This is a genomic window from Streptomyces sp. NPDC001270 (assembly GCF_042896695.1).
Classification (GTDB): Bacteria; Actinomycetota; Actinomycetes; order Streptomycetales; family Streptomycetaceae; genus Streptomyces.
In genome coordinates, this window is the sequence record NZ_JBIAXM010000009.1 from 106,244 (window position 1) to 131,790 (window position 25,547).

At 67.6% G+C, this 25,547-nt stretch carries 17 protein-coding genes and 4 pseudogenes; 13 read left to right on the forward strand and 8 right to left on the reverse strand.

All coding sequences use genetic code 11. The features are described from left to right. Window positions 1–61: 61 nt before the first annotated feature. Both ACFY2B_RS17070 and ACFY2B_RS17075 read left to right on the forward strand, forming a co-directional pair. On the forward strand, window positions 62–1,156 hold the full coding sequence (locus ACFY2B_RS17070; protein WP_390763906.1) for a radical SAM protein: 1,095 nt from the start codon (window positions 62–64) through the stop codon (window positions 1,154–1,156). A gap of 29 nt (window positions 1,157–1,185) precedes the next feature. Continuing rightward, window positions 1,186–1,734, forward strand: a complete 549-nt coding sequence (locus ACFY2B_RS17075; protein ID WP_390763907.1) for a class IV adenylate cyclase — start codon at window positions 1,186–1,188, stop codon at window positions 1,732–1,734. A 192-nt stretch (window positions 1,735–1,926) separates the two neighbouring features. Here the strand turns inward: ACFY2B_RS17075 and ACFY2B_RS17080 are convergent. Beyond that, window positions 1,927–2,055: pseudogene (locus tag ACFY2B_RS17080) on the reverse strand (aminoglycoside phosphotransferase family protein); the annotation flags it as partial. A 257-nt stretch (window positions 2,056–2,312) separates the two neighbouring features. On the opposite strand from ACFY2B_RS17080, the pseudogene ACFY2B_RS17085 reads away from it, so the two are divergent. Beyond that, a pseudogene (locus ACFY2B_RS17085) lies at window positions 2,313–2,513 on the forward strand (adenosylcobinamide-GDP ribazoletransferase); the annotation flags it as partial. 307 nt (window positions 2,514–2,820) lie between these two features. Here the strand turns inward: ACFY2B_RS17085 and ACFY2B_RS17090 are convergent. Beyond that, window positions 2,821–3,462, reverse strand: a complete 642-nt coding sequence (locus ACFY2B_RS17090) for a hypothetical protein (protein ID WP_390763908.1) — start codon at window positions 3,460–3,462, stop codon at window positions 2,821–2,823. 1,213 nt (window positions 3,463–4,675) lie between these two features. Here ACFY2B_RS17090 and ACFY2B_RS17095 point away from each other — a divergent pair. The 5 genes and pseudogenes from ACFY2B_RS17095 to ACFY2B_RS17115 form a co-directional block, all read left to right on the forward strand. Beyond that, on the forward strand, window positions 4,676–5,203 hold the full coding sequence (locus tag ACFY2B_RS17095; protein ID WP_390763909.1) for a hypothetical protein: 528 nt from the start codon (window positions 4,676–4,678) through the stop codon (window positions 5,201–5,203). A gap of 15 nt (window positions 5,204–5,218) precedes the next feature. Next, window positions 5,219–7,798: a hypothetical protein gene (locus ACFY2B_RS17100; RefSeq protein ID WP_390763910.1), complete on the forward strand. Its 2,580-nt coding sequence runs from the start codon at window positions 5,219–5,221 to the stop codon at window positions 7,796–7,798. After that, window positions 7,795–8,574: a hypothetical protein gene (locus ACFY2B_RS17105; RefSeq protein ID WP_390763911.1), complete on the forward strand. Its 780-nt coding sequence runs from the start codon at window positions 7,795–7,797 to the stop codon at window positions 8,572–8,574. Before ACFY2B_RS17100 ends, ACFY2B_RS17105 begins: the two co-directional genes overlap by 4 nt. A 1,108-nt stretch (window positions 8,575–9,682) precedes the next feature. Next, complete coding sequence (locus ACFY2B_RS17110) at window positions 9,683–10,654, forward strand: SGNH/GDSL hydrolase family protein (protein WP_390763912.1); 972 nt, start codon at window positions 9,683–9,685, stop codon at window positions 10,652–10,654. A 238-nt stretch (window positions 10,655–10,892) separates the two neighbouring features. After that, a pseudogene (locus tag ACFY2B_RS17115) lies at window positions 10,893–11,003 on the forward strand (IS5/IS1182 family transposase); the annotation flags it as partial. A gap of 67 nt (window positions 11,004–11,070) precedes the next feature. Here ACFY2B_RS17115 and ACFY2B_RS17120 read toward each other — a convergent pair. Continuing rightward, window positions 11,071–11,292 (reverse strand): hypothetical protein, encoded by a 222-nt coding sequence (locus tag ACFY2B_RS17120; RefSeq protein WP_390763913.1) that lies wholly within the window; start codon window positions 11,290–11,292, stop codon window positions 11,071–11,073. A 375-nt stretch (window positions 11,293–11,667) separates the two neighbouring features. Here ACFY2B_RS17120 and ACFY2B_RS17125 point away from each other — a divergent pair, with 375 nt between their 5' ends. Then, entirely contained in the window at window positions 11,668–11,925 is a 258-nt protein-coding gene (locus ACFY2B_RS17125; protein WP_390764081.1) for a UTRA domain-containing protein, read from the forward strand. A 249-nt stretch (window positions 11,926–12,174) separates the two neighbouring features. Here the strand turns inward: ACFY2B_RS17125 and ACFY2B_RS17130 are convergent, their stop codons facing one another. Beyond that, entirely contained in the window at window positions 12,175–12,747 is a 573-nt protein-coding gene (locus tag ACFY2B_RS17130; protein ID WP_390763914.1) for a hypothetical protein, read from the reverse strand. A gap of 838 nt (window positions 12,748–13,585) precedes the next feature. Between ACFY2B_RS17130 and ACFY2B_RS17135 the strand changes: the two genes are divergently transcribed. Beyond that, a complete protein-coding gene (locus ACFY2B_RS17135; RefSeq protein WP_390763915.1) occupies window positions 13,586–15,775 on the forward strand; it encodes an SdrD B-like domain-containing protein in 2,190 nt (729 codons plus the stop codon). Between the two features lie 87 nt (window positions 15,776–15,862). Here ACFY2B_RS17135 and ACFY2B_RS17140 read toward each other — a convergent pair whose 3' ends face one another. Beyond that, window positions 15,863–16,888, reverse strand: coding sequence for a Dyp-type peroxidase (locus ACFY2B_RS17140; RefSeq protein WP_390763916.1), 1,026 nt, complete (start codon window positions 16,886–16,888; stop codon window positions 15,863–15,865). A gap of 367 nt (window positions 16,889–17,255) precedes the next feature. Here ACFY2B_RS17140 and ACFY2B_RS17145 point away from each other — a divergent pair, with 367 nt between their 5' ends. Further along, window positions 17,256–18,578 carry a right-handed parallel beta-helix repeat-containing protein gene (locus tag ACFY2B_RS17145; RefSeq protein ID WP_390763917.1) on the forward strand — a complete coding sequence of 441 codons (1,323 nt, stop codon included), beginning with the start codon at window positions 17,256–17,258 and terminating at the stop codon, window positions 18,576–18,578. Further along, the gene (locus ACFY2B_RS17150; RefSeq protein WP_390763918.1) at window positions 18,575–19,312 is read left to right on the forward strand and encodes a hypothetical protein; all 738 of its coding nucleotides are present in this window, start codon (window positions 18,575–18,577) and stop codon (window positions 19,310–19,312) included. Before ACFY2B_RS17145 ends, ACFY2B_RS17150 begins: the two co-directional genes overlap by 4 nt. A 13-nt stretch (window positions 19,313–19,325) precedes the next feature. On the opposite strand, the pseudogene ACFY2B_RS17155 reads toward ACFY2B_RS17150, so the two are convergent. The 3 genes and pseudogenes from ACFY2B_RS17155 to ACFY2B_RS17165 all read right to left on the reverse strand — a co-directional run. Then, window positions 19,326–19,490 (reverse strand): annotated as a pseudogene (locus tag ACFY2B_RS17155) (LacI family transcriptional regulator); the annotation flags it as partial. Between the two features lie 428 nt (window positions 19,491–19,918). Continuing rightward, entirely contained in the window at window positions 19,919–21,514 is a 1,596-nt protein-coding gene (locus ACFY2B_RS17160; RefSeq protein ID WP_390763919.1) for a cation acetate symporter, read from the reverse strand. Beyond that, entirely contained in the window at window positions 21,511–21,903 is a 393-nt protein-coding gene (locus ACFY2B_RS17165; RefSeq protein WP_390763920.1) for a DUF485 domain-containing protein, read from the reverse strand. Before ACFY2B_RS17165 ends, ACFY2B_RS17160 begins: the two co-directional genes overlap by 4 nt. 816 nt (window positions 21,904–22,719) lie before the next feature. On the opposite strand from ACFY2B_RS17165, the gene ACFY2B_RS17170 reads away from it, so the two are divergent. After that, window positions 22,720–25,530 (forward strand): nitrate- and nitrite sensing domain-containing protein, encoded by a 2,811-nt coding sequence (locus tag ACFY2B_RS17170; RefSeq protein WP_390763921.1) that lies wholly within the window; start codon window positions 22,720–22,722, stop codon window positions 25,528–25,530. Window positions 25,531–25,547 lie beyond the last annotated feature (17 nt).

A 25,547-nucleotide genomic window follows, 5' to 3' on the forward strand; every position in this document is an offset into this window, starting at 1 on the left:
GCGCGCCGCGGGCCCTCGTACCGCGATCCGCTTCGACCTGACCCGACAAGAGGTACGCAGAGTGATTCAGCACCCAGCTCTGGAGAACATCGACCGCGCAGTCCCGATCTCGGTCACCACTGACCGCACCCTCAGAGTCAAGGTCATCGACTCCTGCGGTATGACCTGCACCTTCTGCCACAACGAGGGCACCCCCGTCAGCTTGGACAACCGCGATCACACCGCCGGAACATTCACCGACTCAGGAAGCTCCGGACGCGTATCGATCTACGTGGCCACCAACGGCGCCGACTTCCTCAGCGCACCCGTCTTCCCGGACGAGTCCTTCCGCCGCGCACTGGACCAACTCCAGAACGCCCTCGGATTCAACGAAGTACACCTGACCGGAGGCGAGCCGACCCTCCACCCCCGGCTTCCCGAGATCGTGGCCACGGCCAGAGAAGCCGGCTACGCGGTGAGCATCACCTCGAACGGTGAGAACGGGGCTCGGATACTCCCCAGTTGCGCCCTGGCCGGACTCGGGCGCGTCAACTTCTCCGTCTTCGGAACGACTCCCGAAGAACTGGCCCAGGTGCAGCACGTCCGATACCGGAACAGGACGCTGGCTCAACGCAAGATCGCAGCACTGGACGAGTCGATCAGGCTCGCCATGGAGCTGGGCATGGAGGCACGCGCGAACGTCGTCCTGCCGAGCCGAGACCATGTGCCGCGTATTCACGGCCTCCTCGCCAAATACTCCTCCTCCCTTTCCGTCCGGATCCTCTCCTCGCTGTCGGACGGCAACGAGTCCCTGAACGCCATAGATCTCCTCCTCGACGAGCTCGGCGCCGAACTCGAAGAGGTTCGCCTCATCGCGGGCACCTCGGGCTTCCGCATGTCCTACCGGCTGCCCGACGGCCGTCCACTCGTGGTCAAGCACATACGGACCACCCGGTTGCCGACAACCTGCGCCGGCTGCCGGTTCAACAACAGCACCGACTGCGAGGAGGGCTACTACGGCGTGCGCCTGTACCGAGACACCCAAGGCCGATTCCACGTCGGAGTCTGCATTCAACGCATGGACCTCTGCCAGCCCGTGGAAGAGTTCGTAGCCGGCGACGCCTGCGACGAGGTCGTCAGACTGCGGGAGAGCGACCTCCGAGACATGACCGCCTAGCAACCGATCTACCAGGAGCACAGACAGCAATGGCCCAGCACGAGTACGAGGCGAAATTCCTCAGCATCGACGTCGACGGGGTACGCGACCAACTCCGCGCCGCCGGTGCACAACGAGCCTTCGACAAGACCATGTTCACCCGCCTCATCTTCGAGAACGACGCGGTCCAAGGCGAACAGTGGCTGCGTCTGAGGGACGAGGGGGGCAAGAAGACCCTCACCCTGAAGCAGGTCAGCGACGCCACCACCATCAACGGCACCACCGAGATCGAGATCGAAGTCAACGACCTCGACAAGACAGCCGAACTCCTCGCCGCCCTCGGGCTGCGCCAGGTCCGATACCAGCAGAACTACCGCGAGGAATGGCAGCTCGGCGACATCACCTACGATCTCGACACCTGGCCCGATCTCCCCACCTTCATCGAGATCGAAGGCCCCTCGGAAGAGGCGGTCCGCAAGGCTGTGGCCGCACTCGGCTTCGACTACGAGCAGGCCCGCTACGGCAGCATCGACCTGATCTACAAGAGTGAACTGGACCGGAACATCCTCGCCGAGCCAACGCTGCTCTTCGCGGAGTAACCGGCGTGCAGCGCGTGGGCCCGCCGCCCTCCAAGGGCGACGGCCCACCTGCATGTCCCAGTCCCCAGGCCGAGGCTGAGCACCAATCCTCCCGCCGCTGAGCCAGAGCATGGATATGGAGAGTGCACCCTTCCCAAAAACACCGCTCACTACGGTAGATGGGCTCATGTAGCACGCTGGCAGCCCCTACGCGAGACCCGGTGCCCTACGCGTACCGTGCAGAACCACGGCTGCGGCAGCGCCGTAGAGGTCGTCGGCATCGCGGATGGGGGTGCCGAGATCTTCCAGCAGCATCCCCAGCCAGCCATCCAACGCCGCGGCACGCATGGACCCCATCCGGCGGCGAGGCGGGCGGTGTGGTGGACATCGGCGCAGAGTACCGGGCAGCCTGGGAGGTGCCATCGGGCAGCCGGGGGTCTCACCGGACACCGGAGTTTGAACGCCGCCCACGGCGCCGAGGCGCTGAGCAAGGCAGCCGGTGTCATCAGGGCCTCCTGTGGTTGAAGGCGTCCGGGGCGGGCGAGAGTGCTGGCCCGCCCCGGAGCCAGGCGTACGGGCTATGCGGCGGGCTCGGCAAGCAGGTGGCGGCCCTGGCGCAGGTGTACGACGACTCGTGGGCCCGGGGCGCGCTCACCGCCTTGGTCTCGGCCACCGCCGCCCGGCTGGCGCTCACCGCCGCCGCGCGCGCCAGGGTGCCGGCCGCACGGCCCCAGGGGCTGGGCGCGGCCGTGGCGGGGGTGGCGCCGATGGGTGGCGCCCTGGCGGTCAGGGTCCTGGTGCGCAACGAAGACGACGGTAAGGAAGACGTTGGGGAGACTTCCGGGCCTCCGTCGAGGTAGCGGTTGCAGCGCGAAGACGGCCTTCTTGGCACCGCCGAGCGCGCGGGCGGCGCGACGAGGTGCGCGTCTGATCCATGTCCGGCGTCGAACGGGGCATCAGCGAGAATCCATCGAACAGGCGGGCGGACCGCCCGTCGGATCCGGCGAGTGCGTCTACGTTCCCAAACGAGAAGGTCCTTCCGAAGAGGGTGCATAGCGGATCGCCAACTTGGCCTTTTAAAACATCAGTTGAGAGCCACAAGCAACTTCACGCCACCGCATCGATCCGCTCAGCGCACACGCCCCGAATGATCTTCAAGTCAGCCACTGCCTGATCCCGCGCCTCCTCATTACCGGGCAGTCCGCTATTCACCTTCTCAACCGCTTCGCCGATTGCGGCGATGACTACTTTCGGGGCGAATCGCATACCGAACACGTAGCCAGTGTCTACGCGGGTGCGCAAATCCAGCTGCGCCACCTCCCAGGCAGCCAGAATTTCCAAATGCCCTCCGACTCCGGACGATTGTTCCAGCGCCCGGATCAGGTCCTGGATGTTCTTGTACGCCTGCGTGCACAACTTGCGGTAGCGGGTCCACATCTTATGCGTGGCCACCAAGGTGGCAATAGCGACAGTGATCGCTAGAGCTGGCAGCACCTTGGTATAGTCACGAGAGATTGTCGGCAGCACTGCATATAGCAACACTGCCACACCACATGCTCCATTGAGGTTCCCGACCGTCCGGCTGACCATAGCTCGAAGGACACGGCCCTCCAGCCGTTCGAGCAGCCTGTCTTTCGGCTCGAGCCAGTGGGCGAAATAGGGAAAGAGGAGGCAGAAAGCCAGCATCTTCTGGGCGTCCCCGTAACGAGCGATGAATTGCTCTGGAGCTGCGATGATCCGGTCAGCCACATTGAGCGGATAGAAGGATATCTTGAACGCAATAATCCCCTAGATCACCACCTTCACCTTCTCTCGGCGACCGAGCCATACGGGCGTGTGGAACGTCATTTTCAGCCAATGATGTAGCCGACTACGTATGTGGCGTATGGGCTTCGGCGCCTGCAAGTCGGGGGAAATCTGGCGCCAGTGACGTCCCGCCACAACGCTGAGGGCGATACTGAAGACAAAGATCACGGCTCCAACAGCCTGGCGCCCTGTCTGATAAAGCTGGTTACTCGAGAGGTTCAGGACGAACCCAACCGGCAAGAGGGCGAGCTTCCAGTGGGCGCGCACAAGGCCAACAGGCCGGTACCAGAACGACATACCGTCATGCTCCGATTCAGTCGCGGTGCGGCGGATCGGTTTGACGAAGATCAGAGGTTGAACGTCGTATAGATCCGACGGCCAGGACCAGTGGGGCACACTTAATGCCGCCTTGGCCGTACTTCACAAACTGAAGTCTGCTCGGGACGCCTCAATGGAACTGGATGCTGCCACCGCCACCGAGTCAGGACACGACGACTGCTGTGCACATCGCCATGGCGGATACAGCGCACCGGTAGCTGGCCTTGATCTGAGCGGAGCCCGTCGGTCGGTGACCATGCTGCGCCACCGTCGGCGCACCGTCTGCCGCTCGTCGAGCCGCCGGGTGCAGGAGCGGGCGTCGGGGGAGGGTCGGCCATGAAGTGGGCGAGGTCGACGCAATAGGCGTAGCAGCCTTCCCGGGTCAGCCCACGGAGTCGGCAGTCGTAGTCGAAGGCGTGTGCCAGCTCCAGCTTGGCCTGGACGTAGGGCTGGCCCGACGCGTGGTCTGCGCCGGTAGCACCTGTGCGCGGCCCCCAACCCCGTGTCGGTCCCGGCGTCGCGCAGGAGTGTCGCGATCCGGGCACGGCGGAGTTGGACGCCCCCTTGCCGCATTTCGGCCACACCAGGAAGCTCGCGCGCGGGTGATTCCACATGATTCCGGCCGGAAGTACGCCCGCCATATGCGCATCGACCGGGTGCTATGGGGCAACATGCATGTCAAGGACATCGCACACATGAACGCCAGGGGCATTTGGGACAGCACCTTCGGCGACCGGAACAGTCCTTCTCTCTGAGTGACAGTGAATGTACCGTCGGTCAAGTTTTGCGCCTGCACGTACACCGCTGGATGCGCAATCAACGGGGAGGCCATACATCCGTGGATCCACTGACGTTTCCAATGCTCATCGGCACCGCGCTCACCGAGGCGGTCAAGTTTCTGTTCGACCGAGCCGGGGCGGTCCTCGATCGGCGCGCGGGTCGAGTTCCCCTGGAGGAACCGGAGGAAGTGGAAGGACGAGGCGAGCCGTTGACCGTCCGCCCAGCTGAACTGTCCTCCGCGCGAATCGAGCGCATCACCGAAGCCCGCGGAGCACTCCAGGTGTATCTGACGCGTCCGGCGCTGCTGCAGGGAGACGATCCAGGGCTCAGGGAGCTCTTGGGTGCGCTGCGCCTGGACTTGGAGGAGATCTACGGGCGGCAACTGCCCTTCGGCGAAGAGGAGGAGCGGCCTGCGCGCCCGGGAGTCTCTGTCACACAGCGCGCGGACCAACTCGCTGGCCACCAGGTCGGCGTACGCGCGCAGGGCATTTCCCAGAAGGGCCGCGTACATGTGGACCAGGCCGCGAGGGTCATCGAGGCGTCGGCGGAACAGGTAGGCACCGAGATCGACGGAACCATCGGCTGAGAGGCGACACGACCGATGGCTTTCGACGACGAACAGGACTTTGCCCAGCAGCAGCCCGTCACGGCTGCCGGAATACCACACAGCGCAGCCGAAGATTCTCGCGCGCGTCCACCACTGCTCGACCGCCACGCAAATGGAGAAGGGACCAACCGCTTCGAACGTCAAGGCAGTTCCGCCGACGCGCCCACGACAGGCTCAGTGACCAACGCCGAGTCACCAGCGGGCTTTCGCCCCGACGGGGTGACAGTGACGGGCGCGCAGTCCGGCTCCTCCGGACTCCCGTCGTATCCACCTGCACCTGTCGACCCACCGAGCAGTTCGGAGCCTGCGACGCAGCGAGAAGCCGAACGGGGCAGGGTGGCGGCGCCGTCCCCCGAGGCAATCGAGGCCGTCGGACAAGCGGCCACGCTGCAGCGCGCGTTGATCAATCTCGGTGAAATGATCGGCACGAAGTACGTGTTCGAGCAGACTTTGGACGCTGACGCCCCCATCGACGCAGAGTATTTGGCGGTGATCCGCAGGGTCTATGCCGAGCCACGCTCCGAAGGCGTAGACCGACCTCGCAATCCCTTCGCCCAGGCCCTCGCGACCCTGCGGCCTTCAGGTTCTGTTCTGGTCATTAACCGCCCCCCGAACAACAGCAGAACCACGACCGCCTACGCCCTTCTTGACCAGCTAGTAGAAGAAGGCTTGATCACAGAAGTGCGCCCGCTCTCCTTCGGCGGCTCCCAGCACTTCCCCGCACGACGTCTACCTCATGACCACCGGTGCGGCTTCTTGCTCGAACTCCCGCCGGACGAAGACGGCTTCCAGGTAGCCGACGCATTCGGCTCCGGCCTGGGAAAGCTCGGCGAGCGGCTGGCCCGGCGGGACAACCGGCTCATCGTCCTCACCCGCCCTGACCAGTGGCGAAGGATTAGCCACGGCGCACCGCCAGGCATAGCGCCGGATCTAGGCAATATTCGCCCTCATGACATAGCCACCCGATGGCTGCTGGCGCAGGAGCCGTCGTTCCCTGTCAGTTCCTGGCTCAGCAGCACCGGCATACGCCGCCTCGTCGACGGCATGACGCCCACGGACATCCTGAATGTCACTCCTCTCATGCTCGATGAGCACCGGAAGGCCGAGCAACTCGCTGCCGATGACCTCTCGGGCGTAGCCCGGGAATCGGGGCAGCAGACTTCTGCCGAGCGATGCCGCTCCCTCGACGAACAGATCGCCAGTGTTGTGGACGTCCTCAGTAACTGGGAAGACGCGCTCTACGAGTGGCACGAACCAACAGACCGCGTCCGGACCAGCTTCGAACGGAACTTCCTCCTGACCGCGGCTGTCCTGCGCGGCGACCCGGTAGGCCATGTGTATGCCAAGGCCGCGGAGCTAACCGACACGCTCGACAAGAACGACATGCCTGTCCCCGTCCACGGACAGCAAGCCCCGGGCGTGATCGCAATGACCAAGGCGATCAAGGCGCGGCGCGAAGACGATGGCACCCTCCATTTCGACCGCCCGCACTGGGACGACGCCGCGATCGAGTATTTCTGGAACGACCGTCCACTGGCCCGCACCTCCTTCTTGAAGTGGCTCGCCCAGGTCCCCGTCGACGACAACGGAACGAACAAGGAAGCCCTGGAGACCATCACCAAGGAAGCCCGCCGTGCCTTGGCAGGCCGGATCGGTGAGTTCGCGCTGCGCTGGGCCGTGCGCCATCGCAGACAAGAACCGTTGGAGGCGATCGTCACGGCGTGGCACTCCCACGGCACAGAAAAGGAACTGTGGCCCCTGGCAGTGAAGTTGCTTGACAACGCGGCCATCCATGCTGCCAGCGCACCATACGTACATGCTCTGTTGTTGTCCTGGGCCAAGCGCAAGGATCCCTCCCTCCAGCGGGCGGTCGTCGAGGTCTGCACCGGGCAGTTCGGACGTCGGCACACCGGAAAGGCGTTACGCCGCCTGAAGCGCGTGGCAAACAGCGGACTTCCGGAGGTCGTAGACAGCCTGCGCGAAGCGATCCAGGTGCTGTGGGCGGACACGTCCGTCCGGAAGACGCTCTTCGGGTACGTCGTCGATTGGTGCGGTGACGAGAAGATCAGGGACACCGTGGGACACCGTACATTCGCGGCTCTCGCTGCGTCGTCTGCGTCAGAATCCGACCGAGTGCCGCTCGTGCTGGGCAACGACGCCCCTTCGGACGCCGACGAGGACGAAGACTTCCGCCCACCCGTCGCCGGCCTTGTCACCGGATGGCGCACTCTGCTGCGTCAGGCGACCGGAGCGGCAGGGGAACGCGAAATCGACCGCGCCATCTACCTGTGGCTCGATGCGGCCCTCCAGCAGCCGCCACTGCGCCCGTTGATCCTCGACACCCTTCGCCGGGCCGTGGATATCCGCGGCCCTGAAGGCCCGACCCTGCGCGAGGCCCTGCGCACCTGCTCACAGGTATGGGTCCAGAGTGAAGACCGCCCGTACTCGCCCGACCGGGCAAACCTGAAGCACGAACTCTCCTCCCTCCTTGACGCCGACCTCGCCAAGGTCCAGCAACTCATGCTGCAGGAAGACCCCGAGGCAGCCAAGTCAGAGGAGTCCAAAGCCGCATGAAGCGCCGCCCCGTGCCCGAAGGCGCCTCCGAGCCGAGTGCCGCCACCTGGATCGCCACCTTCTCCGACCGACCACGCAGTGCGGATCCGACGCTCTGCTTCTGCGCAGATGTCCGGGCGACCTGGCGGCGCCGTGACGACACTGACATCCCTACGGACCCGTACGCAGCTGGGCGGCTCATCAGGGCCGTGATCGACGAGGCAGCAGCCGACTGCGACGTCCTCCGCCCTGATGCCGCCGAGCAGGACATCGGAACCGCACTCGCCAAGGCTCTACCGATAGGCGGCGCGGGCGTGATCGTCGTGGACGCCACCGTAAGCATCGACGTGGACGAATCAACCCGGAGGGCCGCACTCGCTGCGGAACACCTGCAGCAGAACCACCGTCGCCAGGAAGAGCTGCTGCGCCGCGAACTCGAACTGGACGAGCTGGCCCGTCGCCAGGCCAAAGCACGCGAGGAATTCCTCCAAGACCACATCCTCGCCAACCCCGCCACCGCCCGGCTCTACTCAGCTCTGGAAGGCTCGGCCAGAAACTGGCCCCGTCTGGGCGGACCACCGGCCGGTACGGATCTCGAAGATCTGGTCCGCACAGTCAGACAGTGGCAACCCGGACAGCAGTGGGTCGTTGTCGCTCAGGTGATCCACGATTTCGTCGGCAAGTTGACCCCCGAAGGCTGCAAAGAACTACTCGTCCTACTCGCAGGCACCGTCAGGGCATTCGGCGACGAGGACGCCGCGCGTGCCCTCACCGCCATCGCCGGCGACTTCCAGTGAAGGTCATGCTCCTGCGCTGGCTTCTCGATCCAGTCACCAGTTTGCTGGCCGTGTGGCTCCACGCCCAGAGCCACGGCCGTATGTCGTACGAGGCAGCCTGGCGACTGGCTCGCGTCACGCGGCATCCTGACGAGATGGGGTACCGCCTGTACGGCCATCTCCCTGAGGACCCCACGGAGATGACCGAGCCGCCATGACCGCAGCCAGTGTTCCGTGGCCTCTCATATGAATACGATCCGATCACCCCCCTCACCGCGTAAGTCGTCGCCATCTGCAAACTCGCGCCAGCAATCGCTGCCGAGACGCACGCGAGACACAGGGACCTGCCCTCTTGGGAGAAATCTGGGAGAAGATCTTCTCCCAGAACCCCCGCCACACCGCCCGAGACCAACCGCCACTAACTCTCTGACCTGCACAGACACCCTTCACGGCAGGTTAATAACATGATCGACCCTCATTCGGGACGAAGAGGTCGTGGGTTCAAATCCCGCCACCCCGACAGCTGTAACACCAGGTCAGGCCCGGTTTCCTTCTGAGGAAGCCGGGCGTGATTCGTCTCCGAAGCCCATCGGGGAGTGAGCGGGGAGTGGATCATGGAAATCCCACTCCCCGGGGAGTGGACCGGGAGTGAGTCACCACTCCCCGGCAAGTGAGCCTTCCCCGTAACCGGTCGCCGCTCGCTGTGATCGCCACTGTCCCCGTGCCCTTGCTGCCTCCAAGTCCGGAAACCGTAAAGGCTCCTAGCAGGAGCGATCTTGCGTCAGAAGGATCCGACCGAGGGGCCTCACTCGGCGACCACGTCTCACCTAAACCGCCGTGCTCGATATCCGGCGCTCCACCGTCGAGCATCTGACGGCGAGGTCGCTGCCGGACTCCCCCAACATCGCCCCCGCCCGCGATAGCAAGGCGACCGGTGACTGGTGCTGCTGATCGGCACCTCGACGTAGGCGGACTTCGCCAGCGTGACAAGGTTGACCGATTTGGTGTGAAAAGACGATCTATTCGGACCTGCTACCGATTCCATGATCAGTACCCTTAGTATCCGTATGGCTACCCGGCGCCGGGGCCGCTGTCCTGTCAACCACCGTGTCCTGACGGAGATTTCAGCATGCCCCGATTCAGCAAGAAGCTGGCGGGAGCCGCAGTAGCCGCGGCTCTCTGCCTGCTCGGCGCCAGCGCATCATCGTCCGCCCCCGCCGCAGCAGCAGGCAGCTTGCAGTGGGTCGCGCTCGGTGACTCCTACAGCGCCGGCGCCATCCCCGCGGCGGGCGACACCTTCGAGCACCCCCGCGACGGCTGCCAGCGCACCACCGAGTCCTACCCCGAGATCATCAGGCGGGACCTGGGCTCGCTGGTCCACCTGCACAACGTCAGCTGCGGCAGCGCGACCATCGCCAACGTCTACCGCGAAGAGCAGACGCCGACCGGTTACGAGCTGCACATCCCCGGCGTGATCGACCAACACGACCCCGACTACCCCTTCGCGCCCGTCCCCCCGCAGGTCGACGCCCTGGCCCCCTCCACCGACCTGGTCACCGTGGGTGTCGGCGGCAACAGCCTCGGCTTCGGCGAACTCCTCGGCAAGTGCATCGAGCTCGGTCCCCAGGGATCCGTCGGCTCCAGCCCCTGCAAGGACCACTTCGAGGGGAGCGTGCCAACCCGCCTTGAGACCGTCCGTCGCGAGTACGACCAGATGCTGACGGCGATCCACGCGAAGGCCCCCTTCGCCAAGGTCATCACCGTCGGCTACCCAACGGTCATCCCCGACGCCCCCGCCAACTGCCTGTACGGCAACCTCCTGCAGTTCTCCACCATCCGCCACGCGGATCTGAACTGGCTGCGGGAATCGGCTCTTGAGCCGCTCAACGCCGTCATCCAGCAGGTCACCGCCGCGCACGGCGACCGTTACGTCGACATCTACTCCTCCAGCAAGGGCCACAGCGTGTGCGCCCCCGGCCAGGAGAAGTGGGTGGAAGGCATCCTGCAGCGCCTCCAGCCCCTGACCTGGGCCCTCGTTCACCCCAACGCCCGCGGCCAGGCCAACGCCGCTGCACAGGTCGAGGACGCCATCCTCAGCTGACCGTCGTACGCAGGACAGCTTGAGGCGTCCGCCGCACCCTCCGGTGGGTTGCGGCGGACGCCGCGTTTCACCCGACCTTGCACAACCCCCCGTCCGCGAACCCCACAACATCACTTGACCCCTTCGCCTCTTCTTGGTCCAACCCCTGGCGGCTAGCCCATTCGCGTGTACCCCCTTTACCGCCCCGAAGACCCCTTTTAGTGACCACACTGACTAAACCAGACATAGGGCATCACGTTCCCCGGTCCGTCCGGGCCGCGAGCACGACGCCACCTGTGCCCGCCACCACGGCCTGCTCGACGCCTTGAACACTTTCGCCGCCGAGCCGTGTGCGCCGATCCGCTCCGATTCGGCTCAGCCTCGGCCGCACAACGAAAAAAGGGGCTGTCCTCGGGAGGACAGCCCCTTGCTCGCGCCTACCGCTGGCGCACTCCGCGCGCCCTCAGCAACTCGTCGAGCGCCCCGACCGCCGACCGCGGGTCCAGAGCCAGCCTCGCATCGAGTGCCTCCTCCCACTGCTCGGTGAGCCCCTCCAGGAGGCGCCGGCGCATGCCTGCCGTGATGTGCGTGTACCGAGCCTGTACGGAGCCGTCCTCGTGCCCAAGACGCTCGTCCATGAGCTTCGGTGGTGTCCCCATGTCCTCCATGACGGTCTTGTGAGTGTGACGGAGCCCGTGCGGCGTGAGGCCCTTGGCGATCGGGAGCCAGCACGCCTCAGCCCGTCCGGATGCGTTCCGGCCGCGGACAGGCAGCCCCGGCCACGGTCCTGCGCTCACCGGTACCGAACGCGCTTCCTGCGGCGCCTTCTTCGGATACCGACTTGTGGCGGCAGGCTGGAACAGCCACGTGGCGAACCCGTTGCGCCTCCAGTGCGTCCGCGGGTCCCCTGCGCACATAACCAAGGTCCGACATCGCAGTGACGACCTTGACCCGAGTCTCTTCCGCGACCGCCTCCGGCCGCGGTTCAGATCGCGACGTCGTACCTTCCTGCCGACCTCGTACGGGACACCCCGATCGCCCAGCCCAACACCCGCCCCGGAGGTAGCTACGCCCGCGTGGCCGACCTGGGAGCCGAACCGGTCGCCCTCTCCGAGGAACCGCGGGCACGGATGCCCAGCGAGGATGAACGGTCGGCCCTGAACCTGGCCGCAGGCACGCCCGTACTGGAGATCTGCCGTACCGCCTTCACCGAGGACGAACGCCCCGTGGAGGTCAACCAACTGCTCCTGGACGCCGGTTCGTACGTCCTGGAATACCGCCTCAGCAACTGAGCTGTTACGGATTTCTCTACCTCATCAAGCCCCGGCTGCGCTCCGCTTCGCCGGGCGCGCTCCCGGCCCCGCCGCGGGCGCCACTCCTGCCTCCGGCGGGGGTTCGGCCGACACCGGGATGGACGGGCGCCGTTCCCGGCCGCGAGTCCGTCGTGGCCGGCGCGGGGAGGGGAGTTGGGGAGAGTGGTGGGTGGAGGAGGCGGTTGGTGCGGCCGAGGGGAGGGCAGTGCACTCCCTGGGACGGCTCGGTCAGCCGCCCAGCAGTGGGCTCAGGAACGCGATGATCACGCAGAGCGCGGCACCCAGCAGCAGGACGACCCCGGCCTGACCGAGTCGGAGCCCTACGCGGTCGACGAGGCCGGCACGGAGTTCGGGTCGGCCAGTGGAGTTCGCCCGGGAGGCGAATCCGGCGCCCGCAAAAACGAGCAGCGCCATGCCGAACAGCGTCAACGCCGCGTACCCCTCGGTTCGGGCCGGACTGATCCGCACGTAGGAACCCGCGTGGTCCCGGTCCAGGCGAGCGGTCTCCCCCGAGGCCAAGGAGGGGTTCACCGTGAAGTGTGCCGCCGGGTCCGTAGAGCGTCCGTCGTCCGACCGGAAGGTGCCACTGCACCAGCTCTCGGGCTTCGGCTGACCGACCCGTGCGCAGGATGCGACTGTGAGCGTGCCGGGCTCGCCCAGCAGGCCGACGGCGTGGCCTGCCTGGTACAGCCCGAAGACACTCAGCCCGGCCCCGGTCAGCGCGAACAGGACAGAGAACACCAGCCGCTGGGCCGGGTTCGCCGACCGCGACGGCCCGCGATTCGAGATCACTGGTGCCATGCGCTGCCCCTCTGACCTGGCGGTCCCTCGAAGACGACACGTGACGCTACCGGATGGGCCCAGATCTGGGGCCACCGGGAGGAACTCTTGACGGACGTGTGAGAGCCGGCCAAGAACCAAGAGCGGGCGCCTGGGTGCCGGAAGGCTGTGAACACGGCACGGAGCCCACACGCGCCCTCTACGTGCCCGATCGAGCAGCGCCCGACGGGGAACACCGGGGAACACCAGCGAACGGACCAGGAACGCGCAAGTCACCGTCTCGCCAGGCCAGCACCCTTCCGCATACGTGATCTTCCAAACCAGAACCAGGAACGGCTCCGATCCCGCCACCTCGACAGAGAAACGCCTGGTCAGGCCCAGTGCTGAGAGATCAGCGCCGGGCCTGATTGCGTTGCGGCCCTGTTTTGGGAACCGGTTGGGAACCGTTTGGGAGCCATCGGGGAGCCGAATTCGGGGCGCGGCCCCCATCGGCCCCCACCGGCCCCCAGCAAGTGGCGTTGCACCTTCGAGCGCGCTGCCCGCCGGACGCACACCGGAAGTGCCGGCCCTGCGAATGATCTTCGGCAGCCTCGCCTTCCTGGATACCGACTTCGCTTCGATGGACTCAGGGTCACCCATTCGACCTATGGTCACTCTCTGTATGCAAAATGTTACTCTGAGATACGGGTGTGGCTGTAGTGCAGCGAGGGGCCGCGTTTCATCAGGGCTCATGAGAGACCTGGCATCCGAGACCTGACCTGCATTCCTCCTGCCGAAAGCCACCGAACACCGGGGCGCCGAGCCAAAGCTGCTCTGGGCCCCACTCCATGGCGACTGCAAGGCAGAGAATGGGAATTACGTGATCAGACGAACAGCCTGGCAGGCGGTGCTGGCACTGAGTTGTGCAGGCATCCTGCTGGCGCCCGCCACGCCGGCCTCCGCCCAAACCGGCGAGGGCAAGCTGACGGTCAATGTGTTCAGGGAGTTCGCCGCGACGGGCACCCTCAACCCGCAGATCCAGACCGCCCTGGCCGGGGCGACCATCCGCGTCACGAGCGAACAGTCAGGACAGACGCAGACCTACCCGGTCGGTCCCAACGGGACCATCACCATCAACTTCGACACGTGGAGGCGCTCCGGAGGGAAGTACAAGGTCGAGCTGATCGGCTGGCCCGACAAGTACGACCCGGCCACCGGCACCGGCTTCCTCCAGCCGGCGTTCGCCGGCACGGGACTGTCCTCTCACCTCAACTTCGTGGACCTGACAGAGGACCAGGACGTCACGCTCAACATGGCCGTGTGGAATCCCGAGGACTACTGTCAGGACAACCCCACCCTGGTCACGGCCTGCTTGCAGGCAGCGACCAAGCCGGGCGAGAAGACGCTGGTCACCTTCCCGTACAACTCCCGGGGTGACACCCAGGGCAACAACACGAACCCGAGGCCGATCGCCACGGTCCCGGACACCGGCGCTCTCTACGGGCTGGCCTACCGCAAGAAGGACAAGCGGCTCTTCTCCGGGGCCTACGCCAAGCGTCACACCGAGTACGGCCCCGGCGGCCAGGGCGCGATCTACGTGACCGACCGGACCACCGGCGCCACCAGTCTGTTCACGACGGTGCCGAACGCGGGCAGCACCGGACACAATCAGAGCAACCGGGTGGACGCCCCGTTCGCCAACCGGCCCGGCAAGGAGTCCCTCGGCGACATCGAGATCTCCTCGGACGGCTCGGAGCTGTACGTCGTCAACATGAACGACGGCAATCTCTACACCTACGACGCGACGCAGGCCACGGCCGGCGGTTTCAAGCGCGCACCGGTCAAGATCCCGGATTCCGCCTGTTCCCCTGCCGGCGACTGGCGGCCGATGGGACTGGGTGTGCGCGACGGCGTGGTGTATGTGGGCGGCGTCTGCTCCGCCGAGAGCACACAGGACCCCACCAAGCTGCGGGCGGTGGTGTGGACGTACGACCCCGTCACCGCCACGTTCGGTGCCGCGCCGATCGTCGACGAACCACTGAACTTCCCCCGCGACCCTGCCCAGGACCCCACGCCGGGCGACTGGAAGCCGTGGACGCAGGACAACCTGGCCCAGTTCCCCATGGGGAATACGGCCTACCCGCAACCCATGCTCAGCGACATCGAGATCGAGCGCGACGGCAGCCTGGTCCTGGGCTTCCGCGACCGGTTCGGTGACCAGTCCGGGCTGGTGATCCCCAACGCCAACCCCAGCGGCGGCATCGAGAGCACCGTCACGGGCGGCGACATCAACAAGGTCTGCCGCAAGTCCGACGGCACCTACCACTGGGAGGGCAGCGCCGACTGCCCCCGCCCCCAGGGCGGCAACGAGTGGTTCACCGGCGACACCTACTACACCGGGACCGGCCATCGGGAGACGGCGCAGGGCGCGCTCGCGCTCCCGCTCCAGCAGAACACGATCGCCAGCACCGTCCTGGACCCGTGGCGCACCATCAACTCCGGCGGGATCGGGTGGTTCGACCGGACGTCGGGCCACCGTGACGCGATGCAGGACGGGTTCGGGGTCGTCTACGACACCGACGGCGGCTTCGGCAAGGCCCATGGCCTGGGCGACCTGGAGCTGCTGTGCGACGAACCGCCGGTACAGATCGGCAACCGGGTCTGGCTCGACGACGGCGGCGGCACCCAGAACGCGAGGTACGACGAAACCCTCGGCATCCAGGGCGTGACCGTCACCCTCAAGGATTCGGCCGGGCGGGTCGTCGCGAGGAAGAAGACCGACGCCAAGGGCGAGTACTACTTCGACCATCGCGACGGGCTCCAGCCGAACACCGACTACACGGTGGAATTCGACAAGACCACCGTCGACACCAGCAATCTGCCCCCGTACATCACCTCACCCGCCGACCTCATGTGGACGCCCACCACGGGCCGTGACCCGGCGACCAACTCGGACGCCGAGCCGACCGGCGGCGACAACCAGGCGCCGACCGCGGTGGCGAAGGTGAGGACCGGTCCTCCCGGTTCGGTCAACCACGATCTGGACGCGGGGATGTGGGCGGGCACCTGACAGCCGCCCGCGTCAGCCGCGGGGATCCGGGCCGCGCCGGTACGGGCGGACCCGGATCCTCCGGTTTCTTCCGAGTCCCTTCCGGGCTCAGGAGAACAGCGGGGCGCCAAGCGGACGCGTCCCACTGAATCCCGGCAGCACGAGAAAGGTGCCGGAGGCGGTGGCCGTGGCGAAGGACGACAGCTCGTCGCCGTCATCCAGCCGCTGCTGTGTCGCCACGAAGGTGCGCAGTTCACGCTGGAAGCAGATGAACAGCAGCCCGCGGTCCTCCGGTCCGTTGGCGTAGCTGTAGCCGCGCCGCAGCATCAGTCCGCTGCCCGTGCCGTTGGGGTTGGCGCGCCGTGCGTGCGCCATGGCCGGGACCAGGTACCGGCCCTGCGCGGACTTCGCACCCAGATCCATGGGCGCGTCCGGGCCGCCGCCGCTCAGTGGCGCCCCGTCCTCGCGGCGCCGCCCGATCACCCGCTCCTGCTGTGCCAGGTCCTGGGCGGCGAAACGTGCCACATCCAGCCGCAGGCGCCGCACCACCGAGACCGTGCCGCCCCGCACCCGGGCCGGGGTCGGCAGCCACACCTCCTGGTCCAGCTCCCGTCCGGTGCGCGGTACGACGATGCCGTCCAGAAATCCCAGCAGGTTGCGCACCGGTACCCGCTGTCCGGCCGGTCCGGGTTGTGTGGGCGGCGCGGGGGGCCGGAAACCGTGCTGCGACCAGCGCGGCGCGGCCGAGTGCTCCTGGAGCCAGGCTCTCAGGGCGCCGTCGGCGAGCGTCACCACCTGCGGGTCGGATGCGCAGACCTGGACCATCAGGTCGCCGCCCCGGGCCGAGTCGGGCATGTCCTCCCGGGCGAATCCGGGCAGTTCACGGGCTCCGGGCAAGTCGCCGTCCACGGCGGCCACGACGCGTGGGCCCACCCCCACGGTGACGGTCAGGTCGCCCGGCGGGAATCCGCCCAAGGCCGTGTCACCGTCCCGCGTGGTGAGCCCGAGGACACGGGTGCCCAACCCGGCGACAAGTCTCCCGCTCCGGCCCGCGAAGTCGCTGCCCGGCCCGTCCTGACGTCCGGCTCCGGGCAGGTCATAGACCGACAGGGCCACGTGCTGCTGGGGCTGCACCGGTCGGTCGACCCCGGCTTGGCGACTGCCCCGAGCGGACAGGGCCACCGCCTCCGGCGCGGAAGACGGCCTGGTCCCGGAGGCCCCGGCCCGGGACACACCGCCCGGGGGAGCGGTCGGCCGTCCCCGCGCACCGGCCGCGTATCCGGTGATCCCAGCAGCCACCATGGCCGCCGTTGCGCTCACCAGTGCCCTGCGCCGCGACGGCCGCTGTTCCGTACCTGATCCACCCAACCGGGCACTGACAGTAGTCATTCAGGTACTCTAAGCCAACACCCGCTTCCTCACGGATCGGAACAAACCGCACATGACGCCGCTCATCGCCCGCCGGGCACATGGCCGTTGGCGCGCTGGGACGCTGGGCGGCATGCTGGCTGCCGCGCTCCTGTGCGGCGGTTGCTCGGGAGCGTCCACGACCACCGACGGCGACGCCCCTGCCCGCTCGGCCCGGCCCGTCACCATCCGGGTGCCGGCGCAGGCGGCGACGATCAACACCGCCCTCGCCCGAGCCCGCCCCGGCGACCTGGTGCTCGTCTCGCCCGGCGTGTACCACGAGAGCGTTCAGGTCCGCACCGACCGTGTGGTGCTGCGGGGCACCGACCGCAACCGCGTCATCATCGACGGCCAGAGCCGACGCTCCAACGGCATCGTGGTCACCGCAGCAGGCGTCTCCGTGGAGAACCTGACCGTCCGCAACCACCTCCTCAACGGGGTCCTGGTCACCGGTATGAGCAACGCCGACGGCGGACTCGCCCGCGGCAGCGACGGCTACCAGCACCTGGACCCGGCCCGCTTCCCTCCCCTCGACGGCTTCCGCGTCCGCTACGTCACCGCTCATGCCAACGGCCTGTACGGCATCTACGCGTTCAACGCCCGGCACGGCGTGATCGAGCGCAGCTACGCCTCCGGCAGTGCCGACTCCGGTCTCTACGTCGGCCAGTGCAAGCCCTGCGACGTACTCGTCCAGGACAACATCGCCGACCACAACGCCATCGGCTACGAGGGCACGAACGCCAGCGGACCCGTCTGGGTGCTGCGCAACCGGTTCACTCACAACCGGGTCGGCCTGACCGTCGACACCGACTACCAGGAAGCCTTCGTACCCCAGACCGGCGGCGTGGTCGCCGGCAACCTGGTCGCCGACAACAACGCCCCCGACACCCCCGAGCAGGCGGACGGCGGTTTCGGGATCGGCATCGGCATCGCCGGCGGGCAGCACAACGCGCTCCTGCGCAACCGCGTCAGCGGCAACTCACGTGCCGGTATCGTGCTCGCCTCGCACGAGGACGTGCCTCCCCTGGGCAACCGGCTGGAGGACAACGCCCTGTCCGGCAACGCGGTCGACATCACCTACCGGGCTTCGACCCGATCCCCCGGTCAGGGCAACTGCCTGCGCGGCAACACCCTGCACCGCACCCTTCCCGAGGACCTCCCCCGCACCGCCCCATGCCCTGGAGGAAACAGCCGGTCCTCCGCCACGGCGCCCCTGACCCCCACCACACCGCCACCGGCGGGAATCGCCTTCCTCGACGTCACCCCGCCCCCCGCCCAGCCGCAACTCCCGCACGCCCGCACCGCACCCGCCACACCCGCGCTCCACCTGCCCGGCGACGTACACCCCGACCGCGTACCCCTCCCCGCCCCGGACCTGCTCGCCACACGCCCCCGCCAAGGAGGGACCGCACGGTGACGCCGCCACACCACCGCACCCTGCCGTGCCTCCCCGCCTACGGCATCGTGCTGACCCTCATGACGCTCCTCAGCACCTCAGCCTGCACCCAGGACAAGCCGCCCGTCCCGGCCACCGCCACCACCGCCCCGGCCCTGACCACGCCGCAGGCCGAACTGCTCGCCCTCACCCGGTTCACCAACTATCGGCGCGGCGCCACCCAGGTCACAGCCGACATCCCGGTCCAAGGACGCATCGCGCGACTCACCGGCCGCCTCGACTGGCGCCACGGGGCCGGACTCGCCATCCTCCAAGGCAACGGCGGCTTCCTCGAACACGGACGACACCTCCTGCGCTGGGACCGCACCACCGTCTCCGTGCAGCGCAACTGGACCGAACCCCTCCCCACTCACCCACCCCGCGACGGCTGGATCCAACGCGCGCTCACGACCCGGGCGTCCACCATCGACACCACACTGCTCCTGCTGCTCGACCTGGCCGCCGACCGCCCCGACAACGCCCAGCTGCTGCTCCACAGCGGCGCCCGCCGCGTCGGTCACGAGAAAGTGGCAGGAGTCCCCGTCACGGTGTTCACCGGCCCGTCCTCCGCGACGCCCCAAGGGACCGCCTCCGGAGCGGCCCGCACCGGCCCGGGCCGTACCCGCTACTGGATCGACGCGGACGGCCGGCTCCGCCGCTTCTCGGCACGGCTGGGCGGCGGCACGGAGTGGCTGGTCGCGACGTTGTCCGTGTGATGCTCGCGCATGCCGGGGTGACATGGGCACAGCGTGCCGAGACGGCGCCGTCGATGCGGCCCATGCTCTCGTCCATGAGGGCCTTCTCCGTGCCGGGGTCCTCCATCACGGTCCGGTGGGTGTGACGGAGGCCGTGAGGCGTGCGGCCCTCGGCAATCGGGAGCCGGCAGGCGTCGGCGATGATCACGTCTCGGATGGGCCGGGCGCGGGGCAGGGGAGCCAGCCGCTGCCCCAGGAGGCCCCGAGACAGCCGGTGAGCAGCAGGGCATGCAAGGTAGTTCGGGCGCGGTTGGCTCGACGGGGAGCAGCGGGCCCGCGAGCGCCGGCGCAGCCTGGTCATGGGTCGCCGCGGTCAGCTCGGCGCGACTCGAAGAGTCCCGGGCGAGTACTCGACACGTCCCGCCGAAAAGGGGGGACTTGGAGTTCCGTCGGCATCAAGGGCGACGCCTTCACCCGTCGGGCCCACGGAGCCGAGCCGAGCGGCCGACCGCGCGTCGTCGCCTCCCTCTCCCAGGGGAGCAGGGCACACGACGCGCAGCCGGCCCGGAGAGAGGGGCGGGCGGTCCGGGACGAGTGGGAGCCCGGGGCATGGACTGCCGCGGTCGGCTACAGATCGGCACCGATCCCGGTCAGCGCGCGGACTTCCATCTCCGCGTGCTTGTCCGGGTCCGCGGGGTGCCTGCTGAACACGGTGCCGAGGTATCCGCACAGGAAGGAGAGCGGAATCGACACAACGCCCGGATTGGTCAGCGGGAACCAGTGGAAGTCGACCGTCCTGATGATCGACGTGGGGCCGCCCGAGACCGCCGGCGAGAAGAGAATGAGCACGAGGCAGGACGCCAGACCGCCGTAGATGCTCCACAGCGTTCCCGAGGTGTTGAAGCGTTTCCAGTACAGCGTGTAGAGCAGCGTCGGCAGGTTGGCGGACGCGGCGAGCGCCAGGGCCAGCGACACGAGGAAGGCGACGTTCTGGCCGTCGGCCACGATGCCGCCGATGATGGCCAGGAAACCGATCACGAGCGCGGTCAGGCGGGCGACCCGGATCTCGGACCGGGGATCGGCCTTGCCGCGTCGGAGCACGTTGGCGTAGACGTCGTGGGCGAAGGAAGCCGAAGCGGCCAGGGTCAGGCCGGCCACGACCGCCAGGATCGTCGCGAAGGCCACCGCCGAGACAATTCCCAGGAGTACGACTCCACCGATGTGGAAAGCGAGCAGAGGCGCCGCGGAGTTCTCGCCGCCCGGGGCGTGAACAATGGTGTCGGAGCCGACCAGGGCCGTGGCGCTGTAACCGACGACCAGGATTCCCAGGTAGAAAATGAACATCGACCAGGAGCACCACACCACCGAACTGCGTGCTTCCTTGGCACTGGGCACGGTATAGACGCGCATCAGTACGTGCGGCAGGCTGGAGATGCCCAGAACCAGCGAAAGAGCCAGCGAGACGAAATCGAGTTGGCTCGTCCCGTCCGTGCCGTACGAGCTGCCCGGCTGAAGCAGTTTTTCGCCCAACGGGCTGTTCTGCGCGGCCTGTTCCAGCAGTCCGGAGAAATTGAATCCGAACTTTCCGATGAGGAACACACTGATGAAAGTCACACAGACCAGGAGCAGTCCGGCCTTGATGATCTGCACCCAGGTGGTGCCCTTCATCCCGCCCACCAGGACGTAGAAGACCATGACGATCCCCACGCCCGTGATGAGGAGCGCCTGACCGCCCCGGGTGTGCACGTTCAGCAGCAGGGCCATCAGCCCGCCGGCGCCGGCCATCTGGGCGAGCATGTAGAAGAAGGTGATCACGAGGGTGGCGTTGGCCGCCGCAGCCCGCACCGGGCGCTGCCTCATCCGGAAGGCCATCACGTCACCCATGGTGAATCGCCCGGTGTTGCGCACGCGTTCGCCGATGAGCAGGAGGGCGACCAGCCAGGCGACGAGCCATCCGACGGAGTAGAGGAATCCGTCGTAGCCGTGGACCGCGATCGCTCCGGAAATGCCCAGGAAGGAAGCGGCGGAGAGGAAGTCACCGGACATCGCGATGCCGTTCTGCATGCCGGTGAAGGCGCTGCCCGCGGCATAGTAGTCGGCCGTCGACTGGTTTCTGTTGGTGACCTTGTAGACGATGAACAGGGTGATGAAGACAAATATCAGGAACACGCTCAGGTTGAGCGTGGGACTACCGATCGCCGGGGCCGCGAGCTGTGCTGTCATTCCTTGCCGACTCCTGCTAGTTCGTTGATCCTCTGCACCTCCGGATCAAGCTTCTTCCGGGCGAAACGCTGGTACGACAGGACGATCACGACGGTGGACGCGAACTGCATCAGGCCCAGGACGGTGCCGGTGTTGATTTCACCCACCAGCTTGTGACTCATGAACGCGTGGGCGTAGGCGGAAAGAACAGCGAACGCCATGTACCAGAAGAAGAAGGCCATGCTCATCGGAATGATGAACAGCCGAAGTCGTCTGCGCAGCCGCAAGAACTCGGGGCTCTGCTGAATCGCGTGGTAGTCGGGCTCGGCTTCGTCACGGGGTTCGATGAACTTCGGTCCGGCGGGCCGCTCGGAAGTATCGGCGGTCGGCGACCATACCGGTTTGGTCACGTTCCCCTCCTGGGGTATCCGGGCGGGACGGCCAACCGGCGCTCCCGGAGCGGGAGATGAGAAGAGGTAAGCCGTGGCCTGTTGAGCGGTGGAAAGTGTAGTGAGATGCCGCACGCCGTCAAACAGCGGCCCACCGCGCACACGGTGCTCGCAAAATCTACACGACACCCGTGATGCACTCGCGGGTTCTGCGCCACTTGACCACCTGAGGCCCAGAACAGTGACGAATTGAAGGAGGCTTGACCTTTCGTTTGTTGTTTATTTACTATTAGAAATTTGGACTCGTGGTGCGGCTCGTCGGCTCGCCGAGTAAGGCGAACCTGCGCGTACGGAATCGCTCGTCGGTGCCCGGGGTAGAGTGGCGGCAGCATTTTTACCGTTCCGTTGGCTGCTCTGAACGCGCCCGTGCTATCCACTACTTGACGAGCAGATACATAATGGGCGGGCAACGGCTCGGCCCCGAGAAGGGGGAGGTAAAGCAGTCAATGGATTTCCCTGGGCGCGCCCCTCACGTAGCCAGGCCGACTGGGCCCCCTTGGCCGAACCTTCCTTTGGCTCCCGAGGTGCTTCTCCACGGCCGGGCATATGCCCGCTCCTGGGGTCGGGCACCGTGGCGTGACCGCGGGTAGCTGCGCCACCTCGTCGGCATCGCCCTTTACCGCCGGGCATTCCACATCCTGTTCAGGGGAAACCCAGGAGAAACGGCACAGTGATAGGTCCCTGTGAGCAAGCTGTTCCGACTGCGGAGCTCAGCTCGTGACCGCGGCGAGGCACGCGGTCACGCGTCCGGTTCGGCCATCGTGGTGGGCCCCGCTCGTGCAGTGGCGGAACTGGCGGCTGCTGGTGAAGCTCGGAGCCGTGCTGATCGTGCCGGCCTTGCTCGCCGTCGCCCTGGGCGTCATCCAGATCCAGCGTGACGTCGCACAGGCCAACTCCTACGCGGACATGCAGAAGCTGGTCAAGATGCGTGGCGAGCTGCGGTCCCTGCTGGGGGCCCTGCAAATGGAACGCACCATGTCCGTCGAACGGCTGGGCGACAGCGTCCCCCTCGCCCCCTCCGCCCTGCGGGAGCAGACACAGCGCGTCGACCGCGCGCAGGCCGCCGTCACCAGCACCAGGAACCAGGAAGTCTCCCTCACGGGTGTCGCGGCGAACCGCTACCGGGACGCCGACAGCCTCCTGACCCGGCTGCCCGCCCTGCGTACGCAGGTGGCGTCCGCCCACATCACTTCCTGGACCGCGCTCAACGACTACAGCACGATCATCAAGGGGCTGCTCAACCTCGACGAAGCGCTTTTCAGCCCGCTCAGCGCTTCCCAACTGTCCAGGTCGGCAACGACGTTGTACGACCTGGAGACGGTCGAGGAGCAGATCCACCTCCAGCACGTGATGCTGCTGGAGGCGGTCAGTCAGGGCCGTACGATCACGCCGACGCTGGGCAAAGCCTTGCAGGAGTCCGGCGTCCGGTTGCAGGACGGGCTCGCCGACTTCCAGACCGTGGCCACCACCGCGGAGCTGAGCGACTACGAACGGACGGTCACCGGCTCGGCCGTCAGCAGGCGGGACCAGGCGGTGAGCGCCGCGCTGGCCGCGGCCCCCGGTTCGGAGGCACCGCAGAATGCCGCCACCTCGCTGCCGGCCTCGGTCGAGGAGTGGAACCACGACTCCGAAACCACCGGAATGCTCGTCGCCAAGGTGGGAGACGACCTCACCCGCACGCTGCGCACGACGTCGGCCAGGTTGCAGGACCAGTCGAGCACCCGCGCGGGCCTGGCGTCCGTCACCGTCTTCGCCGTACTGCTGCTCGCCCTGGCCATCGGTCTCGCGATCGGCCGGGATCTGCTGCGGTCGCTGGCCGTCCTGCGGACGACGGCGCTCGACGTGGCGGAGCACCGGCTGCCCGCGGCGGTCGCGAGCATGCGCGAGGGGCAGGTGGCGAAGGCCGCGATCGACGTCGTACCGGTCCACAGCACGGAGGAGTTCGGCCAGCTCGCCAGGGCGTTCGACACGGTGCACGCGCAGGCCGTGCGCCTGGCGGCGGAGCAGGCAGGGCTGCGCGGTGACCTCAGGAACACCCTGGTCAACCTCTCCCGGCGCAGCCAGAGCCTGGTGGACCGCCTGCTGCTGCTGATGGAGCAGTTGGAGCGGCGCGAAGAGGACCCGGACCAACTGGCCAGCCTCTTCACGCTCGATCACCTGGCGACGCGTATGCGGCGCAACAACGAGAACATGATGATCCTGTGCGGCAGCACGCTGGTGCGCTCGTTCCATCAGCGTGCGGCGCTGGACACCGTGCTGCGGGGTGCCGTCTCCGAGATCGAGCGCTACCAGCGCGTCACCGTCCAGCCCAGCCCTCCCGTCGACGTGATCGGGTACGCGGCCGGTGACCTGGGCAGGCTCGTCGCCGAACTGCTCGACAACGCCACCGCGTTCTCCCCGCCGCACACCCAGGTGCTCATCGGTGGTACCCAGATGTCCGACGGCTCGGTGCTGATCGAGATCCAGGACGAGGGAATCGGGATGAGCGAGCGCGACCTGGCCATGGCCAACCAGCGCGTGGCCGCGGAAGTCGCCACGGATGCGCCCGTGTCCCGGCAACTGGGACTGTCCGTGGTCGGTCGCCTGGCCCAGCGGCACGGCATCGCCGTCAGCCTGATCTCGCAGCCGGACCGCAGGGGACTGCGGGTCCGGGTGCACATCGCGGCCACGCTGGTCACCGCGCAGGTGCCGGCCCACACGGACCAGCCGGGCGCCCTGGCCCAGCAGCCGACCGCGGCCGGCGTTCCGGGGCGGGCGAACGGCGGCACGACGGCACCCCTCCCCCGGTCGGCCGGCGGCGGCCGACCGGGGGCTGGCGGGACGGCGCCACTCCCCCGACGGGCACAAGGCGGCCGACCCGACGACGGCAGGACGCCACCGCTCCCCCGGCGGGCACAAGGCGGCCGACCCGACGACGGCAGGACGCCGCCACTCCCCCGGCGGGCACAAGGCGGCCGACCCGACGACGGCAGGACGGCACCGCTCCCCCGGCGACCGCTCTCCGGTACTGCCCGAGGGGCTGCCCCGGTCGACGAGGGTGCCACCCGGGAGTCCATGGAGTCCGTCGGCCGCCAGTGGTTCGCGGAGTCCGGGTCGGCATCGGCAACGGCCGCTGCGGGCAACGGGAACGGCGCGGCCGGCGCGGTGCCGCCCGCCTCGGCGGTGAAGCCCGTGCCTGGCCCGCCCGGCCCGTCCGGCCCTGCGTTCTCGCCCGACGCGGCGTTCTCGCCCGGATCCCCCGGCGACCGGAAACCGCCGACGGACCGACCGGCGCCCCCGCTTCCTGTCCGACACCCCGCCGGGCAAGCCGCACAGGAGCCTGACGAGCAGGCCCGCCTCACGCAGGCCGGATTGCCCAGAAGGCTTCCGTCCACGCGATCCGATCAGCTGACGCGACCCGATCTGCCCACGAGATCCGATCAGCTCACGCGATCCGATCCGCCGGCCCGGGCCGAGCGCCCGGCTGGGCGGCCCCCCGCCGAGGAGGACGGAACAACGGGCTCGGCAGCCGGCCGCGCCCACAACTTCCTCAGCAGCTACCAGGCGGGCCTCCGCCGGGCGCGACCCGACCAGACACCGAACCCATAGCCGACGGGCAGGAAGAA